The 21,348-nt window shown below is 62.9% G+C and carries 22 protein-coding genes; 9 read left to right on the forward strand and 13 right to left on the reverse strand.

Annotation, left to right across the window (positions count from 1 at the left end):
- Positions 1 to 22: 22 nt before the first annotated feature.
- Positions 23 to 451, reverse strand: a complete 429-nt coding sequence (locus tag F3Y30_RS17440; protein WP_203423963.1) for a YciI family protein — start codon at positions 449 to 451, stop codon at positions 23 to 25.
- A gap of 271 nt (positions 452 to 722) precedes the next feature.
- Between F3Y30_RS17440 and F3Y30_RS17445 the strand changes: the two genes are divergently transcribed.
- The 8 genes from F3Y30_RS17445 to F3Y30_RS17480 all read left to right on the forward strand — a co-directional run bounded on the left by F3Y30_RS17445 (position 723) and on the right by F3Y30_RS17480 (position 8,727).
- On the forward strand, positions 723 to 1,499 hold the full coding sequence (locus F3Y30_RS17445; RefSeq protein WP_203426663.1) for a FadR/GntR family transcriptional regulator: 777 nt from the start codon (positions 723 to 725) through the stop codon (positions 1,497 to 1,499).
- 39 nt (positions 1,500 to 1,538) lie between these two features.
- The gene (gene denD / locus F3Y30_RS17450; RefSeq protein ID WP_203423964.1) at positions 1,539 to 2,522 is read left to right on the forward strand and encodes a D-erythronate dehydrogenase; all 984 of its coding nucleotides are present in this window, start codon (positions 1,539 to 1,541) and stop codon (positions 2,520 to 2,522) included.
- Position 2,523: 1 nt separating this feature from the next.
- Complete coding sequence (locus F3Y30_RS17455) at positions 2,524 to 3,300, forward strand: SDR family oxidoreductase (RefSeq protein WP_203423965.1); 777 nt, start codon at positions 2,524 to 2,526, stop codon at positions 3,298 to 3,300.
- Between the two features lie 113 nt (positions 3,301 to 3,413).
- The gene (gene ugpC, locus F3Y30_RS17460) at positions 3,414 to 4,481 is read left to right on the forward strand and encodes a sn-glycerol-3-phosphate ABC transporter ATP-binding protein UgpC (RefSeq protein ID WP_203423966.1); all 1,068 of its coding nucleotides are present in this window, start codon (positions 3,414 to 3,416) and stop codon (positions 4,479 to 4,481) included.
- Positions 4,482 to 4,645: 164 nt separating this feature from the next.
- Positions 4,646 to 5,953: an ABC transporter substrate-binding protein gene (locus F3Y30_RS17465; RefSeq protein ID WP_203423967.1), complete on the forward strand. Its 1,308-nt coding sequence runs from the start codon at positions 4,646 to 4,648 to the stop codon at positions 5,951 to 5,953.
- 130 nt (positions 5,954 to 6,083) lie between these two features.
- Positions 6,084 to 7,016: a sugar ABC transporter permease gene (locus F3Y30_RS17470; protein WP_203423968.1), complete on the forward strand. Its 933-nt coding sequence runs from the start codon at positions 6,084 to 6,086 to the stop codon at positions 7,014 to 7,016.
- A 16-nt stretch (positions 7,017 to 7,032) separates the two neighbouring features.
- Positions 7,033 to 7,932, forward strand: a complete 900-nt coding sequence (locus tag F3Y30_RS17475) for a carbohydrate ABC transporter permease (RefSeq protein WP_203423969.1) — start codon at positions 7,033 to 7,035, stop codon at positions 7,930 to 7,932.
- A gap of 48 nt (positions 7,933 to 7,980) precedes the next feature.
- On the forward strand, positions 7,981 to 8,727 hold the full coding sequence (locus F3Y30_RS17480; protein ID WP_203426664.1) for an SDR family NAD(P)-dependent oxidoreductase: 747 nt from the start codon (positions 7,981 to 7,983) through the stop codon (positions 8,725 to 8,727).
- Positions 8,728 to 8,764: 37 nt separating this feature from the next.
- Here the strand turns inward: F3Y30_RS17480 and F3Y30_RS17485 are convergent, their stop codons facing one another.
- The 6 genes from F3Y30_RS17485 to F3Y30_RS17510 form a co-directional block, all read right to left on the reverse strand.
- Positions 8,765 to 9,598 carry a sulfite exporter TauE/SafE family protein gene (locus F3Y30_RS17485; protein ID WP_203423970.1) on the reverse strand — a complete coding sequence of 278 codons (834 nt, stop codon included), beginning with the start codon at positions 9,596 to 9,598 and terminating at the stop codon, positions 8,765 to 8,767.
- A 100-nt stretch (positions 9,599 to 9,698) separates the two neighbouring features.
- Positions 9,699 to 10,406: a fumarylacetoacetate hydrolase family protein gene (locus F3Y30_RS17490; protein WP_203423971.1), complete on the reverse strand. Its 708-nt coding sequence runs from the start codon at positions 10,404 to 10,406 to the stop codon at positions 9,699 to 9,701.
- Positions 10,406 to 11,158, reverse strand: coding sequence for an ABC transporter permease subunit (locus F3Y30_RS17495; RefSeq protein WP_203423972.1), 753 nt, complete (start codon positions 11,156 to 11,158; stop codon positions 10,406 to 10,408). Before F3Y30_RS17495 ends, F3Y30_RS17490 begins: the two co-directional genes overlap by 1 nt.
- Before the next feature lie 6 nt (positions 11,159 to 11,164).
- Positions 11,165 to 11,971 (reverse strand): ABC transporter ATP-binding protein, encoded by an 807-nt coding sequence (locus F3Y30_RS17500; RefSeq protein ID WP_203423973.1) that lies wholly within the window; start codon positions 11,969 to 11,971, stop codon positions 11,165 to 11,167.
- Position 11,972: 1 nt separating this feature from the next.
- Positions 11,973 to 12,818, reverse strand: coding sequence for an ABC transporter permease (locus F3Y30_RS17505; RefSeq protein WP_203423974.1), 846 nt, complete (start codon positions 12,816 to 12,818; stop codon positions 11,973 to 11,975).
- Position 12,819: 1 nt separating this feature from the next.
- On the reverse strand, positions 12,820 to 13,809 hold the full coding sequence (locus F3Y30_RS17510; RefSeq protein ID WP_203423975.1) for an ABC transporter substrate-binding protein: 990 nt from the start codon (positions 13,807 to 13,809) through the stop codon (positions 12,820 to 12,822).
- Positions 13,810 to 14,181: 372 nt separating this feature from the next.
- Here F3Y30_RS17510 and F3Y30_RS17515 point away from each other — a divergent pair, with 372 nt between their 5' ends.
- Entirely contained in the window at positions 14,182 to 14,757 is a 576-nt protein-coding gene (locus F3Y30_RS17515; protein ID WP_348649849.1) for an FCD domain-containing protein, read from the forward strand.
- 185 nt (positions 14,758 to 14,942) lie between these two features.
- Here the strand turns inward: F3Y30_RS17515 and F3Y30_RS17520 are convergent, their stop codons facing one another.
- From F3Y30_RS17520 to F3Y30_RS17545, 6 genes are all read right to left on the reverse strand, one after another.
- Positions 14,943 to 16,388, reverse strand: coding sequence for an NAD-dependent succinate-semialdehyde dehydrogenase (locus F3Y30_RS17520; RefSeq protein ID WP_203423976.1), 1,446 nt, complete (start codon positions 16,386 to 16,388; stop codon positions 14,943 to 14,945).
- Between the two features lie 110 nt (positions 16,389 to 16,498).
- Positions 16,499 to 17,323, reverse strand: coding sequence for an ABC transporter ATP-binding protein (locus F3Y30_RS17525; RefSeq protein WP_203423977.1), 825 nt, complete (start codon positions 17,321 to 17,323; stop codon positions 16,499 to 16,501).
- The gene (locus F3Y30_RS17530) at positions 17,320 to 18,408 is read right to left on the reverse strand and encodes an iron chelate uptake ABC transporter family permease subunit (protein WP_203423978.1); all 1,089 of its coding nucleotides are present in this window, start codon (positions 18,406 to 18,408) and stop codon (positions 17,320 to 17,322) included. The genes F3Y30_RS17525 and F3Y30_RS17530 overlap by 4 nt, the downstream gene beginning before the upstream one ends.
- Positions 18,405 to 19,436, reverse strand: coding sequence for an iron chelate uptake ABC transporter family permease subunit (locus F3Y30_RS17535; RefSeq protein ID WP_203423979.1), 1,032 nt, complete (start codon positions 19,434 to 19,436; stop codon positions 18,405 to 18,407). Before F3Y30_RS17535 ends, F3Y30_RS17530 begins: the two co-directional genes overlap by 4 nt.
- A 50-nt stretch (positions 19,437 to 19,486) precedes the next feature.
- Positions 19,487 to 20,272: a siderophore-interacting protein gene (locus F3Y30_RS17540; RefSeq protein WP_246752777.1), complete on the reverse strand. Its 786-nt coding sequence runs from the start codon at positions 20,270 to 20,272 to the stop codon at positions 19,487 to 19,489.
- A gap of 2 nt (positions 20,273 to 20,274) precedes the next feature.
- Positions 20,275 to 21,306: an iron-siderophore ABC transporter substrate-binding protein gene (locus F3Y30_RS17545; protein WP_203423981.1), complete on the reverse strand. Its 1,032-nt coding sequence runs from the start codon at positions 21,304 to 21,306 to the stop codon at positions 20,275 to 20,277.
- Between the last annotated feature and the right edge of the window lie 42 nt (positions 21,307 to 21,348).

Here is a 21,348-nt window from a genome sequence, read left to right on the forward strand (position 1 = left end):
CGCGGGAGCCCTCTCCGGGGGACTATGACCGCGAACTTGCGACCTTCTCGCGAAGCCGATCTTCCAGCGCCGCCACCTCCGGTGTCAGGGCGTCGCCAAAGTCGGCCGCCTCGAATACACGGCGAATTTCGAGCTCGCTCGGACCGGGCATCGGATTGGGGCAGCGCTTGGCCCAGGCAACCGCTTCTTCCATGTCCTTGACCTCCCACAGCCAGAAGCCGGCAACCAACTCACCGACCTGCGCGAAGGGACCGTCGATGACCGTGCGGTTCGGTCCGTCGAAGGCGATCCGTTTTCCCCTGGAAGAAGGATGCAGACCCTCGCCGGCAAGAAGAATACCGGCATTGACCAGTTCCTCGTTGTACCTGCCCATGGCCTCGAGAAGCTCGGTCGTGGGCATAATTCCGTCTTCGCTTTCCTTCGACGCCTTTACCAGAACCATAACGCGCATCGTCTCTTCTCCCTTGATTGCGGAGGCGTGAGCGCCTCGCTGTCCATATGACGCAGCAGGATCGGCTGGACAGACATTCGCCCGGATTATTTTTCGCTTCTTGGCAGCTCGCCGAATTTCGGGGAGTGAAAGGACCGTTGCGGCGCACAAACGTCGGAAAGCTAATTGATGCGCTGCCGCGACGAACTTGCATTGACTCATCATGCCTTTGCCAATTCAATCGCAACTGATCTGGTGGACCAACCAGTGGGTCAGTTAGGGGCGAGCTGTGATCGACGGAAGTCCGATACTCACGCAGATGCCAAAGGTCGGGCACAGCCTCGACCGACGCACGGCCCGTGACTTGATCGCTGAAAAGCTGATGGTGCTCATTGCCACCAACATGCTGCGGCCCGGCGATGAATTGCCCGGCGAGCGGGAGCTCGCAAATGTTCTGCATGTCAGCCGGGAAACGGTTCGTGGAGCGATCCAGACGCTCTCCGCCCGCGGAATAGTGGAGGTGTCGCAGGGCAGCCGCACACGGGTGGCCAATGTCGATCTGAGCCACGTGACGGTGACGATCGCGACCCCCAACGCCATCGACAGCTACGACCTCGATTCCGTTCATGCCGCCCGCCTCCATATCGAACTCAAGATCGTGGGCGACGCGGCGGAGAGAATCGACGAGGAAACGCTCGCCAAGCTCGACAGCCTGCTCGAAGCGCAAAGACTGGGCGGCGACGATTCCATGCGCTTCCTGATCTGCGACAGGGAGTTCCATCTCGCCATCTACCGGGCCTGCGGGAACCCCCTTCTCTCCGATTTCGTGACAGACCTCTACACCTACATGATGGACCACCGTCGCAGCGCCATGTCGCGCCCGGGTGCGATCGCCGCCAGCTATCGTGACCACAGCGAAATCGTGGATTCCCTTCGAAGGCGGGACCGCGAAGCGGTCGTGGCCGCATTCCGGCATCACCTGATGCGCATCTACGAGACGACGCGCGAATTGCTCGCGGAGGACGGGCAAAACCGGGCGAAGGTGAAGGAAATCAACTCGACACGCTGATCCGCTCTTGCGGACTTACAACTGGGAGGTTGGCCGCGCATGCATGTTATGGTGATAGGTGCCGCGGGAATGGTAGGCCGCAAGCTGGTCGAAGCGTTTGCCGCCGGGCCCGACTCATTCGGTAAGCCGATTGATCGGCTGACGTTGGTGGATGTGATCCCGCCAACCATCCCGCCTGCCCTTTCAGGCGTTTCCGCCGCCTTGGCGATCGACCTTTCCGACGCCGATGCGGCAGCGCGCCTTATCGCAACCCGTCCCGACGTGATCTTCCACCTCGCTGCCATCGTATCCGGCGAGGCCGAGGCCGATTTCGACAAAGGCTATCGCGTCAACCTCGACGGCACGCGTGCGCTGTTCGAGGCGATCCGCCACGAGGGGCGGAGAGAGCCCTACAAGCCGCGCGTTATTTTCGCCTCGTCGATCGCCGTCTTCGGCGAGCCCTTCCCCGAGAAGATCGGCGACGAGTTCTTCACCACACCGCTCACGAGCTACGGCACGCAAAAGGCGATCTGCGAACTGCTGCTCTCGGACTATACCCGGCGCGGGTTCTTCGACGGCATCGGCATTCGCCTGCCGACGATCTGCATCCGGCCGGGCACGCCAAACAAGGCAGCCTCCGGATTTTTCTCGAACATCCTGAGAGAGCCGCTGGCAGGTCAGGAAGCGGTGCTGCCGGTCGATGAGAGCGTGCGTCACTGGTTTGCCAGCCCACGCTCCGCCGTGGGGTTCTTCCTGCACGCGGCCCTCATCGACACGGCGAAGATTGGCCCCCGGCGCAACCTCACCATGCCCGGTCTCTCCGCGCTCGTCGGCGAGGAGATTGAGGCACTCCGGCGCGTTGCCGGCGAAAAGGCAGTACGCCTGATCCGGCGCGAACCCGATCCCGTGATCCGCAGGATTGTTTCCGGCTGGGCGACCGATTTCGATGCGCGGCGCGCGAGGGAACTGGGATTTACGGCGGAGTCGAATTTCGACGAGATCATTCGAATCCACATAGACGACGAACTTGGAGGAAATTTCTGAGATGGCAACGGCGACAGGCAAGGGCGTTGGCAGTATCGCGCTGGTTACCGGCGGCGGCACCGGCGTCGGACGCGGCATTGCGGAAGCGCTGAGCGCGGAAGGCTATGTCGTCGTCATAACCGGACGGCGGCGCGAAGTACTGGAAACGGCTGCGGCCGAAATGGCGAAGGGGAGCGGCAGTACCGTTCGCGCGATCGCATGCGATATCGGCAACCCGGACCAGGTCGCGGCCCTGTTCGACGAGATCCACAAGGAGTTCGGGCGCCTCGACCTTCTTGTCAACAATGCCGGCTCCAACGCTCCGGCGATCCCGATGGAGGAGCTGAGCTTCGAGCAGTGGAGCAGCGTGATCGCCGCGAACCTCACCGGCGCCTTCCTGTGCACGCAACAGGCCTTCAAGCTCATGAAGACGCAGTCGCCTCGCGGCGGGCGCATCATCAACAACGGCTCCATTTCGGCGACGACACCACGGCCGAACTCCGCGCCCTATACGGCAACCAAGCACGCGATCACCGGGCTGACCAAGTCGACCGCGCTGGACGGCCGCCCGTTTGACATCGCCTGCGGGCAGATCGACATCGGCAACGCCTCCACAGACATGACGTCGAAGATGAGCTCTGGCGTGCTGCAGGCCAATGGCGAGACCGCGACCGAACCAACCATCCCGGTGAAATACATCGCCGAGGCGGTGGTCTACATGGCCGGACTGCCGTTGGAAGCCAACGTTCTGACCATGACTGTCATGGCGACGAAGATGCCGCTGGTCGGCCGCGGCTAGCGGCACCGGCAGGAATTGAACCCGGATCGGGTTCGCGCGGGCAGAAAGCGCTGGAGGAGGCGCGCCGGCGCGAACACGGACCGGACAGGGACAAGGTTCTGGGAGGAACTCACATGGCAGCAGTCGACTTTGCTGATGTTCGGAAATCGTTCGGTGCGTTTCCCGTCATCAAGGGCGTGAACATCGAAATCGAGGATGGCGAATTCGTTATTCTCGTCGGTCCTTCGGGATGCGGAAAGTCAACGCTGCTGCGTATGCTGGCCGGCCTCGAGAACATCTCGGCAGGCGAGATCCGCATCGGCGGTCGCGTCGTCAACACGCTGCCGCCGAAGGATCGCGACATCGCGATGGTGTTTCAGAACTATGCGCTCTATCCGCACATGACGGTGGCCAACAACATGGCGTTCTCGCTGATGTTGAACGGCTCGTCGAAGGAGGAGATGGACAAGCGCGTCAATGCGGCGGCCGAGATCCTCGGGCTTACCAAGCTGCTTGACCGCTACCCGCGCCAGCTCTCCGGCGGTCAGCGCCAGCGCGTCGCCATGGGCCGCGCGATCGTACGCGACCCCCAGGTGTTTCTCTTCGACGAACCGCTGTCGAACCTCGACGCCAAGCTCCGGGTCGCCATGCGCGCCGAAATCAAGGAACTCCACCAGCGGCTGAAGACGACGACCGTCTATGTCACGCACGACCAGATCGAAGCGATGACCATGGCCGACAAGATCGTCGTCATGCACGACGGCGTGGTGGAGCAGATCGGTGCGCCGCTCGACCTCTATGACAGACCGGCCAACCTTTTTGTCGCCGGATTCATCGGCTCGCCCGCCATGAACATGATCAAGGGACGCCTCGATTCGGAGAACCCGAACCGCTTCGTCGCTACGGATGGCACGGTCCTGCCGGTCGCGCGCCCATCAGCCGAAGCACGCGGGCGCGAGCTCGTCTACGGCCTCAGGCCCGAATACATGACGATCGCCGCGGACGGCCTTCCCGCCGAGGTGGTTGTAATCGAACCCACGGGCTACGAGACCCAGATGATCGTGCGGTTCGGAGGCACGGACGTCACGTGCATCTTCCGCGAACGCATCAACGCGCGCCCCGGCGACACCATTCGCCTCGCCATCGATGCGGACCATGTGCACCTGTTCGACGCAGACAGCGGAAGACGACTGTTCGAGTGATTACCGCCTCTCCGGTCCCCTTGCGCGAAGGAAGAGGAGCCTTTCGCGTGCTGGGCCGCCGAGGTGGCCGTTTCCGGCGTAGCCGGGAGCCACTGCCCCGCATCCGCCAAACGGGACGGTAGATGCCGGAACGACATGTTCCCGTAATTTCAAGGAGGAGCATAATGACCATCAAGAGACGTGATTTTCTTGCAGCTTCCGCGGCCGCGGCCGGCCTTGTCGGCTTCGGCGTTCGCCCGACCTTTGCCCAGGCCGCCGAGCCCGTCTACAAGCCGGAAGAGGGCGCGAGCCTTCGTCTGCTGCGCTGGACGCCGTTCGTGAAGGGCGACGAGGACGCCTGGCTCGCCAATACCGCCAAGTTCACCGAGGCCACCGGGGTCGAAGTCCGCATCGACAAGGAAAGCTGGGAGGACATTCGTCCGAAGGCAGCCGTGGCCGCGAACGTGGGCTCGGGCCCGGACCTGGTCATGTGCTGGTTCGACGATGCGCACCAGTATCCGGACAAGCTCGTGGACCTCACCGAGCTCGCCAACTATCTCGGCGGCAAGTATGGCGGCTGGTATGACGGCATGAAGGGCTATGCCTCGAGAGACGACAAGTTCATCGCCATGCCGCTGACCGCAATCGGCAACGCCGTCGTCTATCGCGACAGCCACGTGAAGGCAGCCGGCTTCAGCGAGTTTCCGAAGGACACGGATGGCTTGCTCGAACTTTGCAAGGCCATGAAGGCGAAGGGCACGCCCGCCGGCTTCCCGCACGGCAAGGCGGTCGGTGATGGCAACAACTACGCTCACTGGCTGCTGTGGAGCCACGGCGGGAAGATGGTGGACGAAGGCGGTGCTGTCGTCATCAACAGCCCGGAGACGCTGAAGGCGATCAACTACGCCAAGGCCCTCTACGAAACCTTCATCCCCGGCACGGAGAGCTGGCAGGACATCAACAACAACCGCGCCTTCCTCGCGGGCCAGGTCTCGCTGATCGCAAACGGCGTTTCGGTCTACTACGCCGCGAAGAAGGATCCGGCCCTTGCCGAGATCGCGGCTGACATCCGCACGACCAACTTCCCGATCGGACCTGTCGGTCAAAGCGTCGAACTGCATCAGACCAGCTCGCTGCTCCTGTTCAGCCACACCAAGTATCCCGAAGCGGCCAAGGCATACATCAAGTTCATGATGGAAGCCGACCAGATGAACGCGTGGATCACCGGGGCAAGCGCCTATTGCTGCCAGCCTCTCAAGGCCTTCGCCGACAACCCCGTCTGGACGTCCGACCCGATCCACGCGCCCTATGCGCGCGCCTCGGAAACGTTGCGGCCGAACGGCTATGCTGGTCCGCTCGGCTACGCTTCCGCGGGCGTCATGGCCGACTACGTGCTGGTCGACATGTTCGCCGCCGCGGTTACCGGCCAGATGTCGCCGGAAGACGCCATGGCAGAAGCCGAACGCAGGGCGAACCGCTACTACCGCGTCTAGTGGCCACACGCATCGTAAGGCGGGCAAAACATCCGCCCGCCTTCCCCGTCACGCCGGACAATGCCTTTGGTGACAGGTGGAATCCCTGCCACCCCGAGCACCCGGCGCACCGTCCAGCTGGAGATCTCCGATGACCACCGTGCCATCCGCGAAGCCCCCGTCCGCCGCGGCCTCGATCATGCAGAACAGTAACATGCTCGGCTTCCTCTTCATGCTGCCGGCGGCCGTTTTCCTGATCTGCTTCCTGACCTATCCGCTCGGCCTCGGCGTCTGGCTGGGGTTTACCGATACGCGCATCGGGCGCGAGGGCATCTTCATCGGCCTGGAGAACTATCAGTTCCTTGCCCGCGACTCGGTCTTCTGGCTCGCTGTGTTCAACACCCTGCTCTACACGATCGTCGCCTCGATCCTGAAGTTCGCGCTCGGTCTCTGGCTTGCGCTGCTGCTCAACGAGAACCTGCCGTTCAAATCCTTCTTCCGGGCCATCGTGCTTCTGCCCTGGGTCGTGCCGACGGTTCTTTCGGCGCTTGCCTTCTGGTGGATCTATGACAGCCAGTTCTCGATCATATCGTGGTCGCTCATGCGGCTCGGCCTGATTGACGGTCCGATCAACTTCCTCGGCGATCCGACCAACGCCCGCATGTCGGTCATCGCCGCGAACGTCTGGCGCGGTATTCCGTTCGTCGCGATCTCGCTGCTCGCCGGCCTGCAGACCATCCCCGCATCGCTCCAGGAAGCAGCTTCGCTGGACGGCGCCACGAGCTGGCAGCGCTTCCGCTTCGTGACGCTGCCCATGCTGACGCCGATCATCGCCGTCGTCATGACCTTCTCGGTACTCTTCACCTTCACCGATTTCCAGCTGATCTACGTGCTGACCAAGGGCGGTCCGGTCAACGCGACCCATCTGATGGCGACGCTTTCATTCCAGCGCGGCATTCCGGGCGGCCAGCTCGGCGAAGGCGCGGCAATCGCCGTCGCCATGATCCCCTTCCTGCTCGCCGCCATCATGTTCAGCTTCTTTGGTTTGCAGCGCCGCAAATGGCAGCAGGGCGGCCAGGATTGATACCGGGAGAATGACGATGACCACGACCGCAAAAATCCAGCCCGACACGCTGACCGACGATGCGGAGGGAATGAGCTATCTCAATCGCCTCCCCCGCCGGATCATGGTGCTCTACCTGCCCATGGCCGTCTTCGTCTTCGTGCTGCTCTTCCCCTTCTACTGGATGGCGATCACGGCGGTGAAGCCGAACGCGCAGCTGACGGATTACAACAACTTCAGCCCGTTCTGGGTCGTGGAACCGACTCTCGACCACATCAAGTATCTGCTCTTCGAAACCTCCTATCCGGGATGGCTGTGGAACACGATGCTGGTTGCCGTCTGCTCGACCTTCCTGTCGCTTGCGGCCTCCGTGTTCGGTGCCTATGCAATCGAGCGCGTGCGCTTTACGGGATCGCGGCCGGTGGGGCTGCTGATCTTCCTTGCCTATCTCGTGCCGCCGTCGATCCTCTTCATCCCGCTTGCCTTCATCGTCTTCAAGCTCGGCATGTATGATTCCAAGCTTGCGCTGATCTTCACCTATCCGACCTTCCTCATACCCTTCTGCACCTGGCTGCTGATGGGCTATTTCCGATCGATTCCGTTCGAACTGGAGGAAAGCGCACTCGTCGACGGCGCGACCCGCTGGCAGATCCTGATCAGGATCATCCTTCCGCTCGCCGTACCGGGCCTGATATCGGCAGGCATCTTCGCCTTCACGCTCTCGTGGAACGAATTCATCTACGCGCTGACCTTCATCCAATCCTCGGAGAACAAGACAGTGCCGGTCGGCGTGTTGACCGAGCTCGTGCGTGGCGACGTGTTCGAATGGGGGTCCCTGATGGCGGGTGCGTTGTTCGGCTCGCTCCCCGTCGTGATCCTCTACTCCTTCTTCGTCGACTACTATGTGTCCTCGATGACCGGCGCCGTGAAAGAATAGCAATAACCATCTGTTTTTGATCAGGATATTAAGAAGATGAATCAACATGTGAACAGCATCGACCTAGCTGGACAGCACGCCGTTGTCACCGGCGGGGCACAGGGGCTGGGCTTCGCGATGGCCAAGCGCATGATCGCGTCCGGAGCCAAGGTAACGCTCTGGGACATGGACGCACCGCTTCTGGAAAAGGCGACAGGGGAACTCGGGTCGGCATCTCGGAGCGTCACGGTCGATGTCTCCGACTGGGATCAGGTAGAGTCCGCATTGGCTGCGACGGAAGCGGGGTTTGGGCCGATATCGGTCGTCGTCAATTCCGCAGGCATCGCCGGCCCCGCCGCGCCGCTCGACAGCTACGACATCGCCATTTGGAAGAAGATCATCGACATCAACCTCCACGGCAGCTTCCTCGTCTGCCGTGCCATCGTACCCGGCATGAAGGAACGAAACTACGGACGCATCGTCAACATCGCCTCGATCGCCGGCAAGGAAGGCAATCCCAACGCCGCCGCCTACTCGGCCTCAAAGGCAGGCGTGATCGGCATGACGAAGTCGCTCGGCAAGGAGCTTGCGGGCTACGATATCGCGGTCAACTGCATCACGCCGGCAACCGCCGAGACCCGGATCCTCGAGCAGCTGACGCCGCAATTCATCGAATACATGCGCTCGCGCATTCCGCGTGGCCGCTTTCTTGAGGTCGAGGAGGCCGCGGCGATGGTCGCCTGGCTGGTATCGAAGGAAAACAGCTTCACCACCGCTGCCGTCTTCGATCTGTCCGGTGGACGGGCGACCTATTGATCCGCTTTCGTGGCGGTCGCCGCCATCGCCCGGCAGGTCAGAAGTAGATGCGGTAGGTATCGGCGAGCATCTTCACCGAAGTGATCGCCAGAAAGACGCCAAACAGCATCCGCAATGTGCGCGGCTCGATCGTATGCGCCGTACGCGCGCCTAGGGGTGCGAACCACATGCTTGTGAATACGATGGCGACCAGTCCCCCGAGATTGACGTAGCCGAAAGAGAAAGCTGGTAGCCCTGCCTTGCCCCAGCCGTTGATTACATAGCCAATGGCACCCGGCAGGGCGATGATCAGGCCGATCACCGACGCGGTGCCGACGGCGCGGCGAACCGGATAGCTGCAGATGCTCAGTGTGGGTACCGTCAGCGTGCCGCCGCCGATGCCCATGAGCGTGGAAATCGTCCCGATCGTAGTTGCCATCGCCGCCTGCCCGGGACGCCCCGGCAGGCCCGCGATCGGGTGCCAGCCTTCCGGCGTGAAGAGCATGTAGAGGGCGACACACGCAGCCACGGCACCGAAGATCGCCGTCAGGATCCCTCCGGATGCATAGGCGGCGATGAGAACGCCCACCACGACGCCGACGGCAACGAACGGCGCCCATAGTTTCAGCAGGTCGCGATCGACGGCACCCCGTGCATTGTGCGCCCGGATCGATTGGAAGGAAGTCGGGATGATGGTCGCGAGCGATGTGCCGACCGCGATGTGCGCGCGCAGCGCCGGATCGACATCGAATGCCGCCAGCACATGATAGAGCACCGGCACCACGACGATGCCGCCGCCGACCCCAAGGAGGCCTGCCAGGAAACCGGACACGCAGCCGACAAGGCCGAGCACCAGGGCGAAAGTGGTGAGGAGCGTGAGGGAGGCTGGCATGACGGATCCAGAGCGGACAGGAATGATCGAAACGGCCGAGGGTGGCCGCGGGTGACCTCTCGAATTTGGAGGGGCGCGCGGATCGCGCGCCCCTGCCTGCTCAGGCGACCGAAACCTTGATATCGCCGACGCCCGCCACGTGGCCGACCATCTCGTCGCCCTTGACGATCGCGCCGACGCCGGCCGGCGTGCCCGCGAAGATCAGGTCGCCGGCCTTGAGTTCGAACAGCTGCGAGAGGTAGGCGATCATCTCCGGAACCTTCCAGATCATCTGGTTGAGATCGCCGCTCTGGCGGGTCTCGCCGTTCACCTTGATCCAGATCGCGCCTTCGGTCGGATGCCCGACTTCGGAGACAGTGTGCAGGGCGCTGCAGGGGGCCGATGCCTCGAACGCCTTGGCAGTTTCCCAGGGACGTCCAAGCTTCTTCGCCTCTCCCTGAAGGTCACGGCGCGTCATGTCGAGGCCGACACCATAGCCGAAGACGTAATCCAGTGCCTCGTCGACCGGAATGTTCGTTCCGCCCTTGTGCAGCGCCACGACCAGCTCGATTTCGAAGTGAACGTCCTTGCTTGCGCTCGGATAGGGGAAGTCCTTGCCCGGCAGAACCAGTGTGTCCGGATTTTTCTGGAAGAAGAAAGGCGGTTCCTTGTTCGGGTCGTGCCCCATTTCGATGGCGTGATCCGCGAAGTTCCGTCCGACGCAATAGATGCGGTGAACGGGGAAGAGCGCTTCGCTTCCAGCAATCGGCAATGTCGGCACCGGTGCCGGGGTGAAGACATAGTTTTTCAGATGAGGCATCTCGTTCATCAACGTGCTCCTGCATAATATTCGATGCGTTTTTCGAAGAGTTCCACTGTCGCGGAAAGCACCATTGCCGCCGCGAACAGAAGGAGGGTGAGAGCCCAGAAGCGTTCCATGTCGAAGCTTCGGGAGTACAGTTCAAAGAGTTCCCCGTAGCCGATGACGGAAACGAGGATCTGGCCGATGACAACGCCTTTCACGCCGCGGATCAGGCCGATGCGTATACCGGCAAGGATCTCGGGGAGTGCGGAGAGAAGGATGATCTTCCTGAAGATCGTCCATTGCGAGGCGCCGTAGCTTCGGCCCATCTCGATGAGAGAGGCCGGAACCTGCATGACCCCTGCCCTGGCGTCGAGCACGATGATCCACACGGCAAAGAGGAAGACCGTCACGACGACGGTGGTCTCGCCGAGGCCGAACAGGATCATCAGGATCGGCACGAGTGCGGAGAGCGGGGCACTGACGAACATGTTCACCCAAAGGCCGAAGATGTTGTCGACGACCCGGATACGCCCCATGAGAACACCGAGCGGTATGCCGACTGCGATCGCCAGAGCCATGCCCATGACGAAGGAGCGCAGCGTGACCAGAGTCGCGCTTTGCCACGATGCGGTGCGGACGAGGTCGATACCTGCAGCGACAACGGATGTCAGCGGCGGGATGAGAAAGATGACGTCGAGCCTGCCGACGAGCTCCCATGCGAGTGCCCAGACAATCAGGGACGCCATCATGGGGATGCGTATACCGTAGAGGATCATCGATCGTTACTCCGCATACTGCCGCAGCCCCTGCCAGATCTCCTCCACGACGTCGAGGTAACCGGCGTCGCGGCGGATCTCGTCCGGCGAGGCTGAACGATCGATCGTCGGATCGATGATCTGGGAGATGCGGCCCGGCCGCGGCGAGAGCAGGACGATGCGATCCGAAACGTAGACCGCCTCCTCGATCGAATGCGTGACGAAGATGAAGGTCTTCTTCTCCAGCTCGACCAGCCGCAGAAGATCCTCCTGGAATTTGCGACGGTTCTGCTCGTCGACGGCGGAAAACGGCTCATCGAGCAGCAGCACGTCGGCGTTGACAGCGAAGGCCCGGGCGATGCCCACCCGCTGGCGCATGCCGCCGGACAGTTCGTGCGGATACTTGTCTTCGAATCCGGCGAGACCGACCTGCTCGATGTAACGCCGGGCGACGCGGTTGCGCTCAGTGAAATCCACTCCCTTGAGCTCAAGCCCGAACGCGACATTGCGCAGGACAGTGGCCCAGGGCATGAGCGCGAAATCCTGGAATACGAAGGCCCTCTCCGGCCCGGGTCCCGTCACTGCCCGCCCGTTGATGCGGATTTCGCCCAAGCTTGCCGGAACAAGCCCGGCGATGATCTTGAGCAGGGTCGTCTTGCCACAACCGGACGGACCGAGAAGCGTGGTGAGCTTGCCGCGCTCGAACTCGAGGTTGATGCCACGCAACGCCTCCAGGTCGCCATAGTTCTTGCAGATCTCCCGAACCTCGACGATCGAGTTGTTGCTCGTCGAGGACTTAAGGTTGCCTGTGCGTGCCAGAGCAGCATTCGCCATGTCACCTTCTCCTCTTTTCAGGACGCAGGAAGTGCGTTTCGACGTATTGCAGGCCGGCGAGCGTCAGCGTCGAGACTGCGATGATGGAAGCGACCGCCGCGTACATGTGTGCATAATTGGCGACCGAGCGGTGGTAGGTAATGAGATCGCCGATGCCGGTCGGCGTGATCAGCAACTCCGCAAGCATCACCCCGATGAAGCCCGCGGCGATGCCGAGTCTCAGCCCGGCGAACAGGACCGGCGACGCATCCGGAATGATGATCTTGAAAATCTGCTGCAGGCGCGTGCCCTGGAAGGAGCGGCACATGTCGACCAGGGACGGATTGACGTGACGAACGGCCTTGTAGGAGTTGAGTACGATCACCGGCAGGGCAAGCATGATCACCGCGAGCGTCTTCGCCGTCAGCCCAATGCCGTAGATGAAGGTGACGAGCGGTACCAGCGCGGCCATCGGCGCCGCCTGCAACACGATAAAGACCGGTGCCAGCAACCATTCGGCCTTGTCGGAAAGCCCCATCACGATGCCGAGCGCGATGCCGAAGAACGCCGAGATTGCGACACCGAGAAGCAGCGGCTGGAGCGTCAGGAAGTAGGCCCAGCCCATGCTTCCGTCCATGACCATCTCGCCGAACGCCGCGACCGTCTCCAGAAAGGTCGGAAAGGCGAAGCTGATCGGGATTCGCCCGGCAACCTCCCAGGCACCGAACAGGATTGCGAGCGAGAGCACGACCCAAAAGGATCGCCGCTCGGCGGCAATCCTCCGGATAGTCTCTCCGACGGTGGCTGGAGCCGGCTTGCGGGCTCCGAGCGCGTCGTCGAGTTTTGCAGGTGATGCGGTCATCTGCATGTCACTTCGTGCCTGCCTTGGCGAGGACGGCGTTGAGTGCCGTGAGGTCCCAGAAGTCCTCGACCTTGAGATCCTTGGCCTCACCCGTCAGAGCACCCGAGACGGTGTAGAACTCGAAATCGTCCCGAGCCGCGTCCTCTCCCCCGCCGTTCAGAGGGATGTTGGGTGCCGCCTCGGTGAAGTAAGGCTCGATGTCCGCGACCATTTCAGGTGTCGCATCCGGCAGAAGCTTGTACTTTTCGCGAAGGGCGATGACCGACTTCGGGTCGGCTGCAACTTCGCGCCATGTCTCCACGATGCTTTGCACGAGCGTCTCCACGTCCTTCGGATTGGCCGCAAGATAGTCCGTATTGGCAAACAGCGCCTCGTCTGTCGCGCTCACCTCGCCGAGCGGCAGGAAGGCAAACTTGCCCGGCGCCTGATCCTCGAGGACGCGCTTGCCGGAGGAATCGACGATCGTCGCCTTGACGTTGCCCTGCAGCAGCGCGCCGGTGCGCACTTCGGCACCCGGAACGTAGGCGATGTTCGAATATTTGATGCCGTTTTTGTCGGCCATGAGCTGCATGATGGCTTCGGTACCCGATCCACGCGAATGGACGGCGATCTCCTGCCCGTCGAGATCCTTCCACTCCTTGTAGAACTCGCTGTTGACCACGGGATAGAACTGCAGCTTGCTGAGCTGCATGAAAATGCGGATTGGCGCCTTGACCTTCTGCAAGAGCGCGTAGGGACCGCCGATCCCGATGTCGGCCTGCCCGCTGACGACGGCCTGCGCCGCGATGTCCTCGCTCTTGAGGTAAGTCACCTCTATGTCGACGCCCTTCTCCTTCGCGCGCTCGAGCGCGACGAGCAGGTGCAGGGATTCAACCGTGGCAATGTCTCCGAATGCAATGCGCATCGGGTCCGCATGAGCAACCCCCGGCAATGCGAAGGCAACACAAAGGGCGACGGCGGATGCCGACGCCCGAATTCTACTTGCAAGCTTCTCCATGTTCATTTCCTCCCATCAATGGGCCCTCCTCAGAACCCAATTGAAAACCAATCTTCTATTAATTCAAATATGTGTCAACCAATTTCTCTACTGCATGTGCGAGATGGACGCGCGAGAAAGATCTAGAAACAGCCACAACAAGAGAATAATACAACGTATTATCAGAATGATAGCCGGTTAACTGATGCGTTCTCGGCCAAACCAAAGGACTCTATTGACAGCGGCAACTCGCCAACATATACCTAAACCAATTCGAAATTGGTTTTGGAAACTGATGGAAGAGAACCAAGACGCACTCGTACTGGCAAAGCTGAAGGACTTCCTCGCCAGCGCCGAATTGCCGGAAGATGGACGCCTCCCCCGGAACGGGAATTGGCGCAGTCGCTCGACATTGGGCGCGCGGTGCTGCGCAAGGCGCTGGCAACCCTCCAGGCGGAAGGCGTGGTGTGGCGACATGTCGGCAAGGGTACCTTTACCGGCGACCGGCCGATCGACACGGTCGCGGACATCAACGCCATGGTGCAGCGGACGAATCCGATCGAGGTCATGGGCGCCCGCATCGCCTTCGAGCCGGAAGTTGCGCGCTGTGCGGCACTCAATGCCACCGCCGGGCAGATTGCCGAGTTGCGCAATTGCATGCTGAAGGCTCAGCAAGCTCCCACCTGGCGGCAATACGAGCAGTGGGATAATAGATTGCACCGCACGATCGCCGAAGCCTCCCAGAACTCGCTTCTTCTCGGACTTCTGGATACGCTGAACGCTGTGCGCCGCGCGGTCACGTGGGGAAGGCTTCGCGACACTCCCGTGCGCCCGCCGCCGGATCACCACAGCTTCGCGGAACACGCGCAGATCGTCGAGGCAATCGCCCAGCGTGACGGAACAGCGGCGGCTGACGCCATGCGGCGACACCTGCGCAGCGTCGAAAGCCACATGAGAGACGTGCGATAGTGCATCCTCCGGAAAAGGCCACCGGTTTCCAGAAAAGGCCAGACGTCAAGACATTGACCTGAAGCGCGCGAGGCGAATGCCCTTGATCGCGGCGCTATATCGCGATGCGAATGCCCGGCATGCTCGCAGGGCATAGTGCCTGCGCCGCCCGCTCGGCTGAGGGGCAGCGCAGCCTAAGTCCGCGATCAGACGACCGATACGAACTTCGTCACGAGGTAGGCTTCAATCGCCTCCGAGCCGCCCTCGTTGCCATAGCCCGAATCCTTGATGCCGCCGAAGGGGACTTCCGGAAGCGCCAGACCGTTGTGATTGATCGTGGTCATGCCGGACTCGACGCGTGTCGCAAGGGCCTGCGCGCTCTCGATCGAGGACGTGAAGGCATAGGAAGCCAGGCCGAACGGCAGGCGGTTCGCCTCCTCGATGGCAGCCTCGAGATTGGCGACCGGATTGATGATCGCAAGCGGCCCGAAAGGCTCTTCGTTCATTACCCGCGCATCCGTCGGCACGTTGGCGAGGACGGTCGCCTCGAAGAAGTTCCCCTTGTTGCCGATCCGGCGGCCGCCAGTGACAAGCTTACCCCCGCGCTCGACGGCGTCTGCGATCAGGCCTTCCAGGGCGGGAATGCGGCGCTCGTTGGCGAGCGGTCCCATGGTAACCCCTTCCTCCAGACCGTTGCCGATCTTGATCGCTTTCGCTGCCTGAACGAAGCCGTCAAGAAACCGGTCGAACACATTGTCCTGAATCAGGAAACGGGTCGGAGACACGCAGACCTGGCCGGCATTGCGGAACTTCGAGAAGGCAAGGACCTTCACGGCCTTCGCGACATCCGCGTCATCAAGCACGATGGCCGGTGCGTGGCCGCCGAGTTCCATCGTCGCGCGCTTCATGTGAAGGCCGGCGAGCGAGGCAAGCTGCTTGCCGACGGGCGTGGAGCCGGTGAAGGAGATCTTGCGGATGACCGGATGGGCGATCAGGTATTCCGAGATTTCCGCTGGCACACCGAAGACGAGCCCGATCACGCCCGCGGGCACGCCCGCATCGACGAAGGCACGGATCAGTTCCGCAGGCGACGCCGGCGTCTCTTCCGGCGCCTTCACGATAATGGAGCAGCCGGCAGCAAGGGCTGCGGAGAGCTTGCGGACGATCTGGTTGATCGGAAAGTTCCAGGGGGTGAAGGCGGCAGCCGGCCCCACTGGCAGCTTGATCGCGGTCTGCGAGACGTTGGTGCTGCGGCCCGGAATGACCTGGCCGTAGGTGCGCCGGCCCTCTTCCGCAAACCATTCGATCAAGTCGCTCGCCGCAGCGATCTCGCCCGCAGCCTCGGCGAGCGGCTTGCCCTGCTCGCGCGTCATGAGCACAGCGATGCGGTCCCTGCGCTCACGCAGGATATCGGCGGCGCGGCGCATGATCTTCGAACGTTCGTAGGCCGAGATCGCGCTCCAGACCTTGAAGCCGGCATCAGCAGCGGCAACCGCAGCGTCGAGGTCGGTGCGGGTAGCCTTCGCCACCTTGCCGATTTCCTCGCCCGTTGCCGGATCGATGACCGGGATCGCCTGTCCGTCGGAGGAGGCCCGCCATTCGCCGTTGATCAAAAGGTTCGTGTCGCCATAGGCGTGCGAGGTGTTGGTCATGAAAATACTCCGGATTTCAGGAAATGTGCGCACGATCGGCGCTGGAAAGGAGATCCGGGAAGCTTGTACGCCATTTCGGCATGGAAGCAACCGGCAAGCCGGTATACTCGCTATGCGGAGAGCGCAGCGCTGGTGACCGCCTCTCGACGCCCGCGTGGCACCACGAGAGGCGTGCCGCAGACCGGGTCCTCGATGATGACTGCGGAAAGCCCGAACACCCTTTCGACCATTTCGGCAGTAACGATGTCGCTCGGCTTTCCCTCGGCGACGATTGCGCCATCGCGCATGGCGATCATGTGGGACGCGTAGCGACAGGCCTGGTTGAGGTCGTGCAGAACGGCAACGACCGTGCGTCCGCCTCCGCGGTTGAGGTCATGGCAGAGGTCGAGCAATTCGATCTGATGCGCGATGTCGAGGAAGGTCGTAGGCTCGTCGAGGAGCAGGAGCGGCGTCTCCTGCGCAAGCACCATCGCTACCCAGACCCGCTGGCGCTGGCCGCCAGAAAGCTCGTCGACGGATCGTGCAGCAAGATCGCTGATACCCGTCGCCTCCATCGCACGAGCGACCGCCTCCTCATCGGCCCTCGACCACTGCCGAAAGAAGGACTGGTGGGGAAAACGCCCGCGCGCGACGAGGTCCGAAACCAGGATACCATCAGGCGCGATCGCCGATTGCGGCAGCAGCCCGAGACGACGCGCAACCTCCGTCGCCGGATAAGCTGCAATGTCCCTGCCATCGAGCAGGACGGCACCGGCAGACGGCGAAAGCAGACGCGAGAGAGCGCGCAGCAGCGTGGACTTGCCGCAGGCGTTCGGACCGATGATCACCGTGAAGGAATTGTCGGGAATGGTAACCGAGAGTTCCGCGAGGATAGGCCGTACGTGATAACCGGCCGTGATGCCTCGCGCATGGAGGCGGTGGACGTACTCGCTCATGTTCTCACCTCCCGCAGGAGCAACCAAAGGAAATAGATCCCGCCGATCGATACCGTCATGATACCGACCGGCAACTGGACGCCGAAAGCGTGCAAGGCGGCCCAGTCGGCGGCGGCGAGCAGCAATGCGCCCGTCAACGCGGAGGATAGCAGCGTCACGCCGGCCGCCCCCGTCAGGCGTCTTGCGATCTGCGGGGCCGCGAGGGCAATGAAGGCTATGGGGCCTGCCGCCGCGGTCGCCGTCGCCGTCAACGCCACGCCGACAAACATGAGCGCGATCCGTGTGCGGTCCGCGTCGACGCCCGATGCGCGGGCGAGCGCATCGCCGAGCTCCAGCTGGCGCATCTTGCGCCCGAGCGGGATCGTGACCGGCAGCAGAATGAGAAGGGTGGCGGCGACCGGGCGCAGCTGGTCGAGACCGAGACCGTTCAGCGAACCCGCGGCCCAGAAGGCCGCACCCAATGCGATCTGCAGATCTGCCTGGCGGATCATCCAGAGATTCGCGGCCCCGAGCATGGCGGAAACACCGATGCCGGTGACAATCAACCGGAACCCGTGAATGCCTCCCCTCCACGCCAGGAGATAGACCGCAATGGCGGCAACGATGCCACCGGCAATCGCGCCTGCCGCGGTCTCGTAGTAACCGCCGGCAAAGAGCAGCATGACGACCAGCGCTCCGGTGTGTGAGCCCGCGGAAAAGCCGATGATGTCGGGGCTCCCCAGGGGATTGCCGGTCAGCGACTGAAAGATCGCGCCGCTCGTCCCGAGCGCCATGCCGAGCAGGATCGACAGCAGCACGCGCGGGAGCCGCCATTCGACGACGACCATTCGGATCCTTTCGTCGCTGCCACCGAGAAGTGCGCCGAAGACATCGTCAACCGGAATGGAAAGCGAACCGCTGGCAAGAGCGACCGCGCCAACCGCCGCAATCAGGACCAGCAGAAACGCACCGGCAAGGAAGCTTCGTATGTCGATGCGGGCGGAAATATCCGCCACGGGAAGGCGGAGAACGAATGTCTTACGCCCGCAGGCGCCTCCTGGGCTGCCCTGCAAGGATGCGCCCGCACTTTGCTCGAGACCGGTCATAAGCTTCGCGCCTTCCGGCTGCGGACAAGGGCGATCAGGACCGGTGCACCGACGAAGGCCGCAACGATGCCTGCCTCCAGCTCGTTCGTCGAAACCACCAGTCGGCCGGCCACATCGGCAACGAGTAGGAAGATCGAGGAAAAGACTACCGAGTACAAAACGATCCAGCGCTGGTCCGGCCCGGTAAACCACCGGACGGCGTGCGGGACCATGAGCCCGATGAAGGCGATTGGCCCGGCGGCGGCCGTTGCGGCTCCGGCCAGGAGGGTTACGGCAATGACGGTGAGAACACGCGCCCGGACGAGCCGGGCACCGAGCGCGCGCGAGAGATCGTCACCGAGCGCCATCGCGTTGAGGGATCGGGCGACGACGAATGCCAGGACCAGTCCGGCCGCGATGAACGGAGCGACCGCGGTGACCACACCGATATCGCGTCCGGCGAGCGACCCGATCGACCAATGGCGCATGCTGTCGAACGCCTGGGGATCGAGCAGCGTGATCGCCGAGCCGATGCCGCCAAGCATTGCGGAGATCGCAACCCCGGCCAGGAGCAGGCGAACAGGCGTGGCCCCCTCCCTTCCCGACGATCCGACCGCATAGACGAGCATCGTCACCACGAATGCTCCCAGCAAAGCGAACCAGATATAGGCCTCGATCGAGCGAAGACCGAGAAGGCCGACCGCGATCGTCACGAAGAATGCGGCGCCGGAATTGACGCCCAGAATACCGGGATCGGCAAGCGGGTTGCGCGCCGCGGCCTGAATCAGCGCGCCCGAGACGCCGAAGGCCGAGCCGGCAAGCAACCCGAGCAGCGTGCGCGGCAAGCGGTAGTCACGAATGACCACGTGCTCCACCAGATCGGCATCAAAGGCGGTCAATGATTGAAGCGCGGTGGCTGGCGCGATCTGTTTTGCGCCGACGAGGATGCTTGTTGCAGCCACCACGCCAAGTGCAAGAAGGCCGGCAAGCAATCCGGCAAGCCGAAGGCCATGGCCGCGCCCCGCCCCGCTGTGCGCAGGTGCCGCCATTTTTGATATCGGGCGGCTGCCAGACACGGATTTGCACTCCCTCCCCGCCGTCACACCCGTGCCTGCCCTTCGATCCAGTAGCCGACCGCGTCGATGCGTCTCTTGTCGAATCCAAGCGTATCGCGGAAGTGCTTGCGCGCCGCGGACGCGCACCGCGCCTCGCCGGCGATGTAGATGTAGCCCGGCCCGTCGGGCAAAGCCTCGATGCTGCGGGCGATTGCAGCAAGCTGGCTCGGCCCGTCGCGCCCCTCGGCATGACCATGGTGGCAGTGCCACGTCAGCGATAGGTTCGCGGCGCTTGAAAGAACTTGCCGGTCGGCGTCCATCGAAACCTCGACGTGAACGATGGCAGTCATATCGGATCGCATTTCCTCGACGATCCGCCCGACTGCCGGCAACCCCGTGATGTCGGCCAGGAGCAGCACCCATTCCGCATCCTGCGGCGGTTCGTAACGCCCCTCCGGATTGCAGAGACCGATGACGTCTCCTGCCTTTGCCGTGGCGGCCCAGCTTGCCCCGACGCCGCCCTCATGCGCCACTAGGTCGACGACCATCGCGCCGGTCTCCGGGTCCCATCGCCGCACCGTGTAGGGTCGATTGGGACAGGAAGGCGAACCATCGAAACGCCCCCATTTTCCGTCGCGCAGTTCCGGCAGCGTGACCGGCTCGCCATCCGCAGGCGAAAAGGCGAGCCGCACCCACTCGTCCGCGTGGTCGGTCGCGATATAGCGCTCGTGCCCCTCGACCTTGAGTTTGACGCGGGTCATCGATGGCGTCAGCCGCAGCGCGCAGGTGACCTCGGCCAGAAAGTAGTCCTCGTGATAGGCTTCACACATGTTCATCGCTCCGGGGAGATTTTTGCCGCCTGCGCCAGGCGCGGGAGAATTCGCGGGAAGCCGTAGGGAATGGAAAGGACGCTCGGCCAGGATGCGGACCATACCGACACCGCATCCTCGAGCGCCACATAGGCTCCCCTTCGCACGGGAGAGAACAGTCGGAAAAGCGGCTGGCGTTCGATCGCCTCGCGCGAGCCGGCCTCGAACCACATGACCAGGATATCGGCATCGACGCCTTCCAGCTGCTCGAGGCTGACGTCGAGCGACGACCGGCCGGGGTGGGCTTGCGCCAGCGCATTCACCCCCGGGGAGATCCGCATGCCGAGTTCGACAAGCCAGTCGACCCGGGTCTCGCCCGGTAGATAGACCACCATGGAGCCAGATCCGGCGAAGTAGGTCCCGAAGGTGAAGGATTTGCCGACAAGCGACGGAAACTGCTCGCGAAAGCCGGAAAGCGAAGCCTTCGTTCCGTCGATCAGCCGTTCCGCTGCCTCCGCCCTCCCCAGCGCCAGCCCGATCTGCCGGGTCTGTTCGCGCCAGCCCGCGCGCCAGGGACCGCTCCTGTAGGCGATCGTCGGGGCGATGGACGACAGGCGGTCGTAGGCGAGCGCGTCCATGCCCGAGAAGACATTGATGATGAGATCGGGCTCGAGGCCCAGGATGGTTTCATAATCCGTGGTCACCCCATCGAGCAGAACCGGGTTCTGCCCCGCCAGAAGCGGTTCGCACCAGGGAGCTATTCCGCTCTCGAACATGCCGCGCCGAACCATCGCAACTGGTACGCAGCCAAGAGCGAGCAGACTGTCGTCATCGCAGAACCCTGCGGACACGATCCGCAGCGGCGGACGCGGCACCACGGTTCTCCCGAACGCGTGGTCGACGGAAGCAGGAAAATCGCCGCCGGCGGCATTGGCCACGTGCACACCGGAGCCGGCGGCAAACGCCGCCGCCGCCGAGCCGCCAATGAACCCGCGCCGCGTGACGCCCGCGCGCCGGATGTTCTCCCCGGCAAGCCATGTGCGTTCCTCGGTCAATCCGTCAACCTATCCTTTCCGGCACCGCGCACGTCGCGGTGC

This window comes from Sinorhizobium sp. BG8, assembly GCF_016864555.1.
GTDB lineage: Bacteria > Pseudomonadota > Alphaproteobacteria > Rhizobiales > Rhizobiaceae > BG8.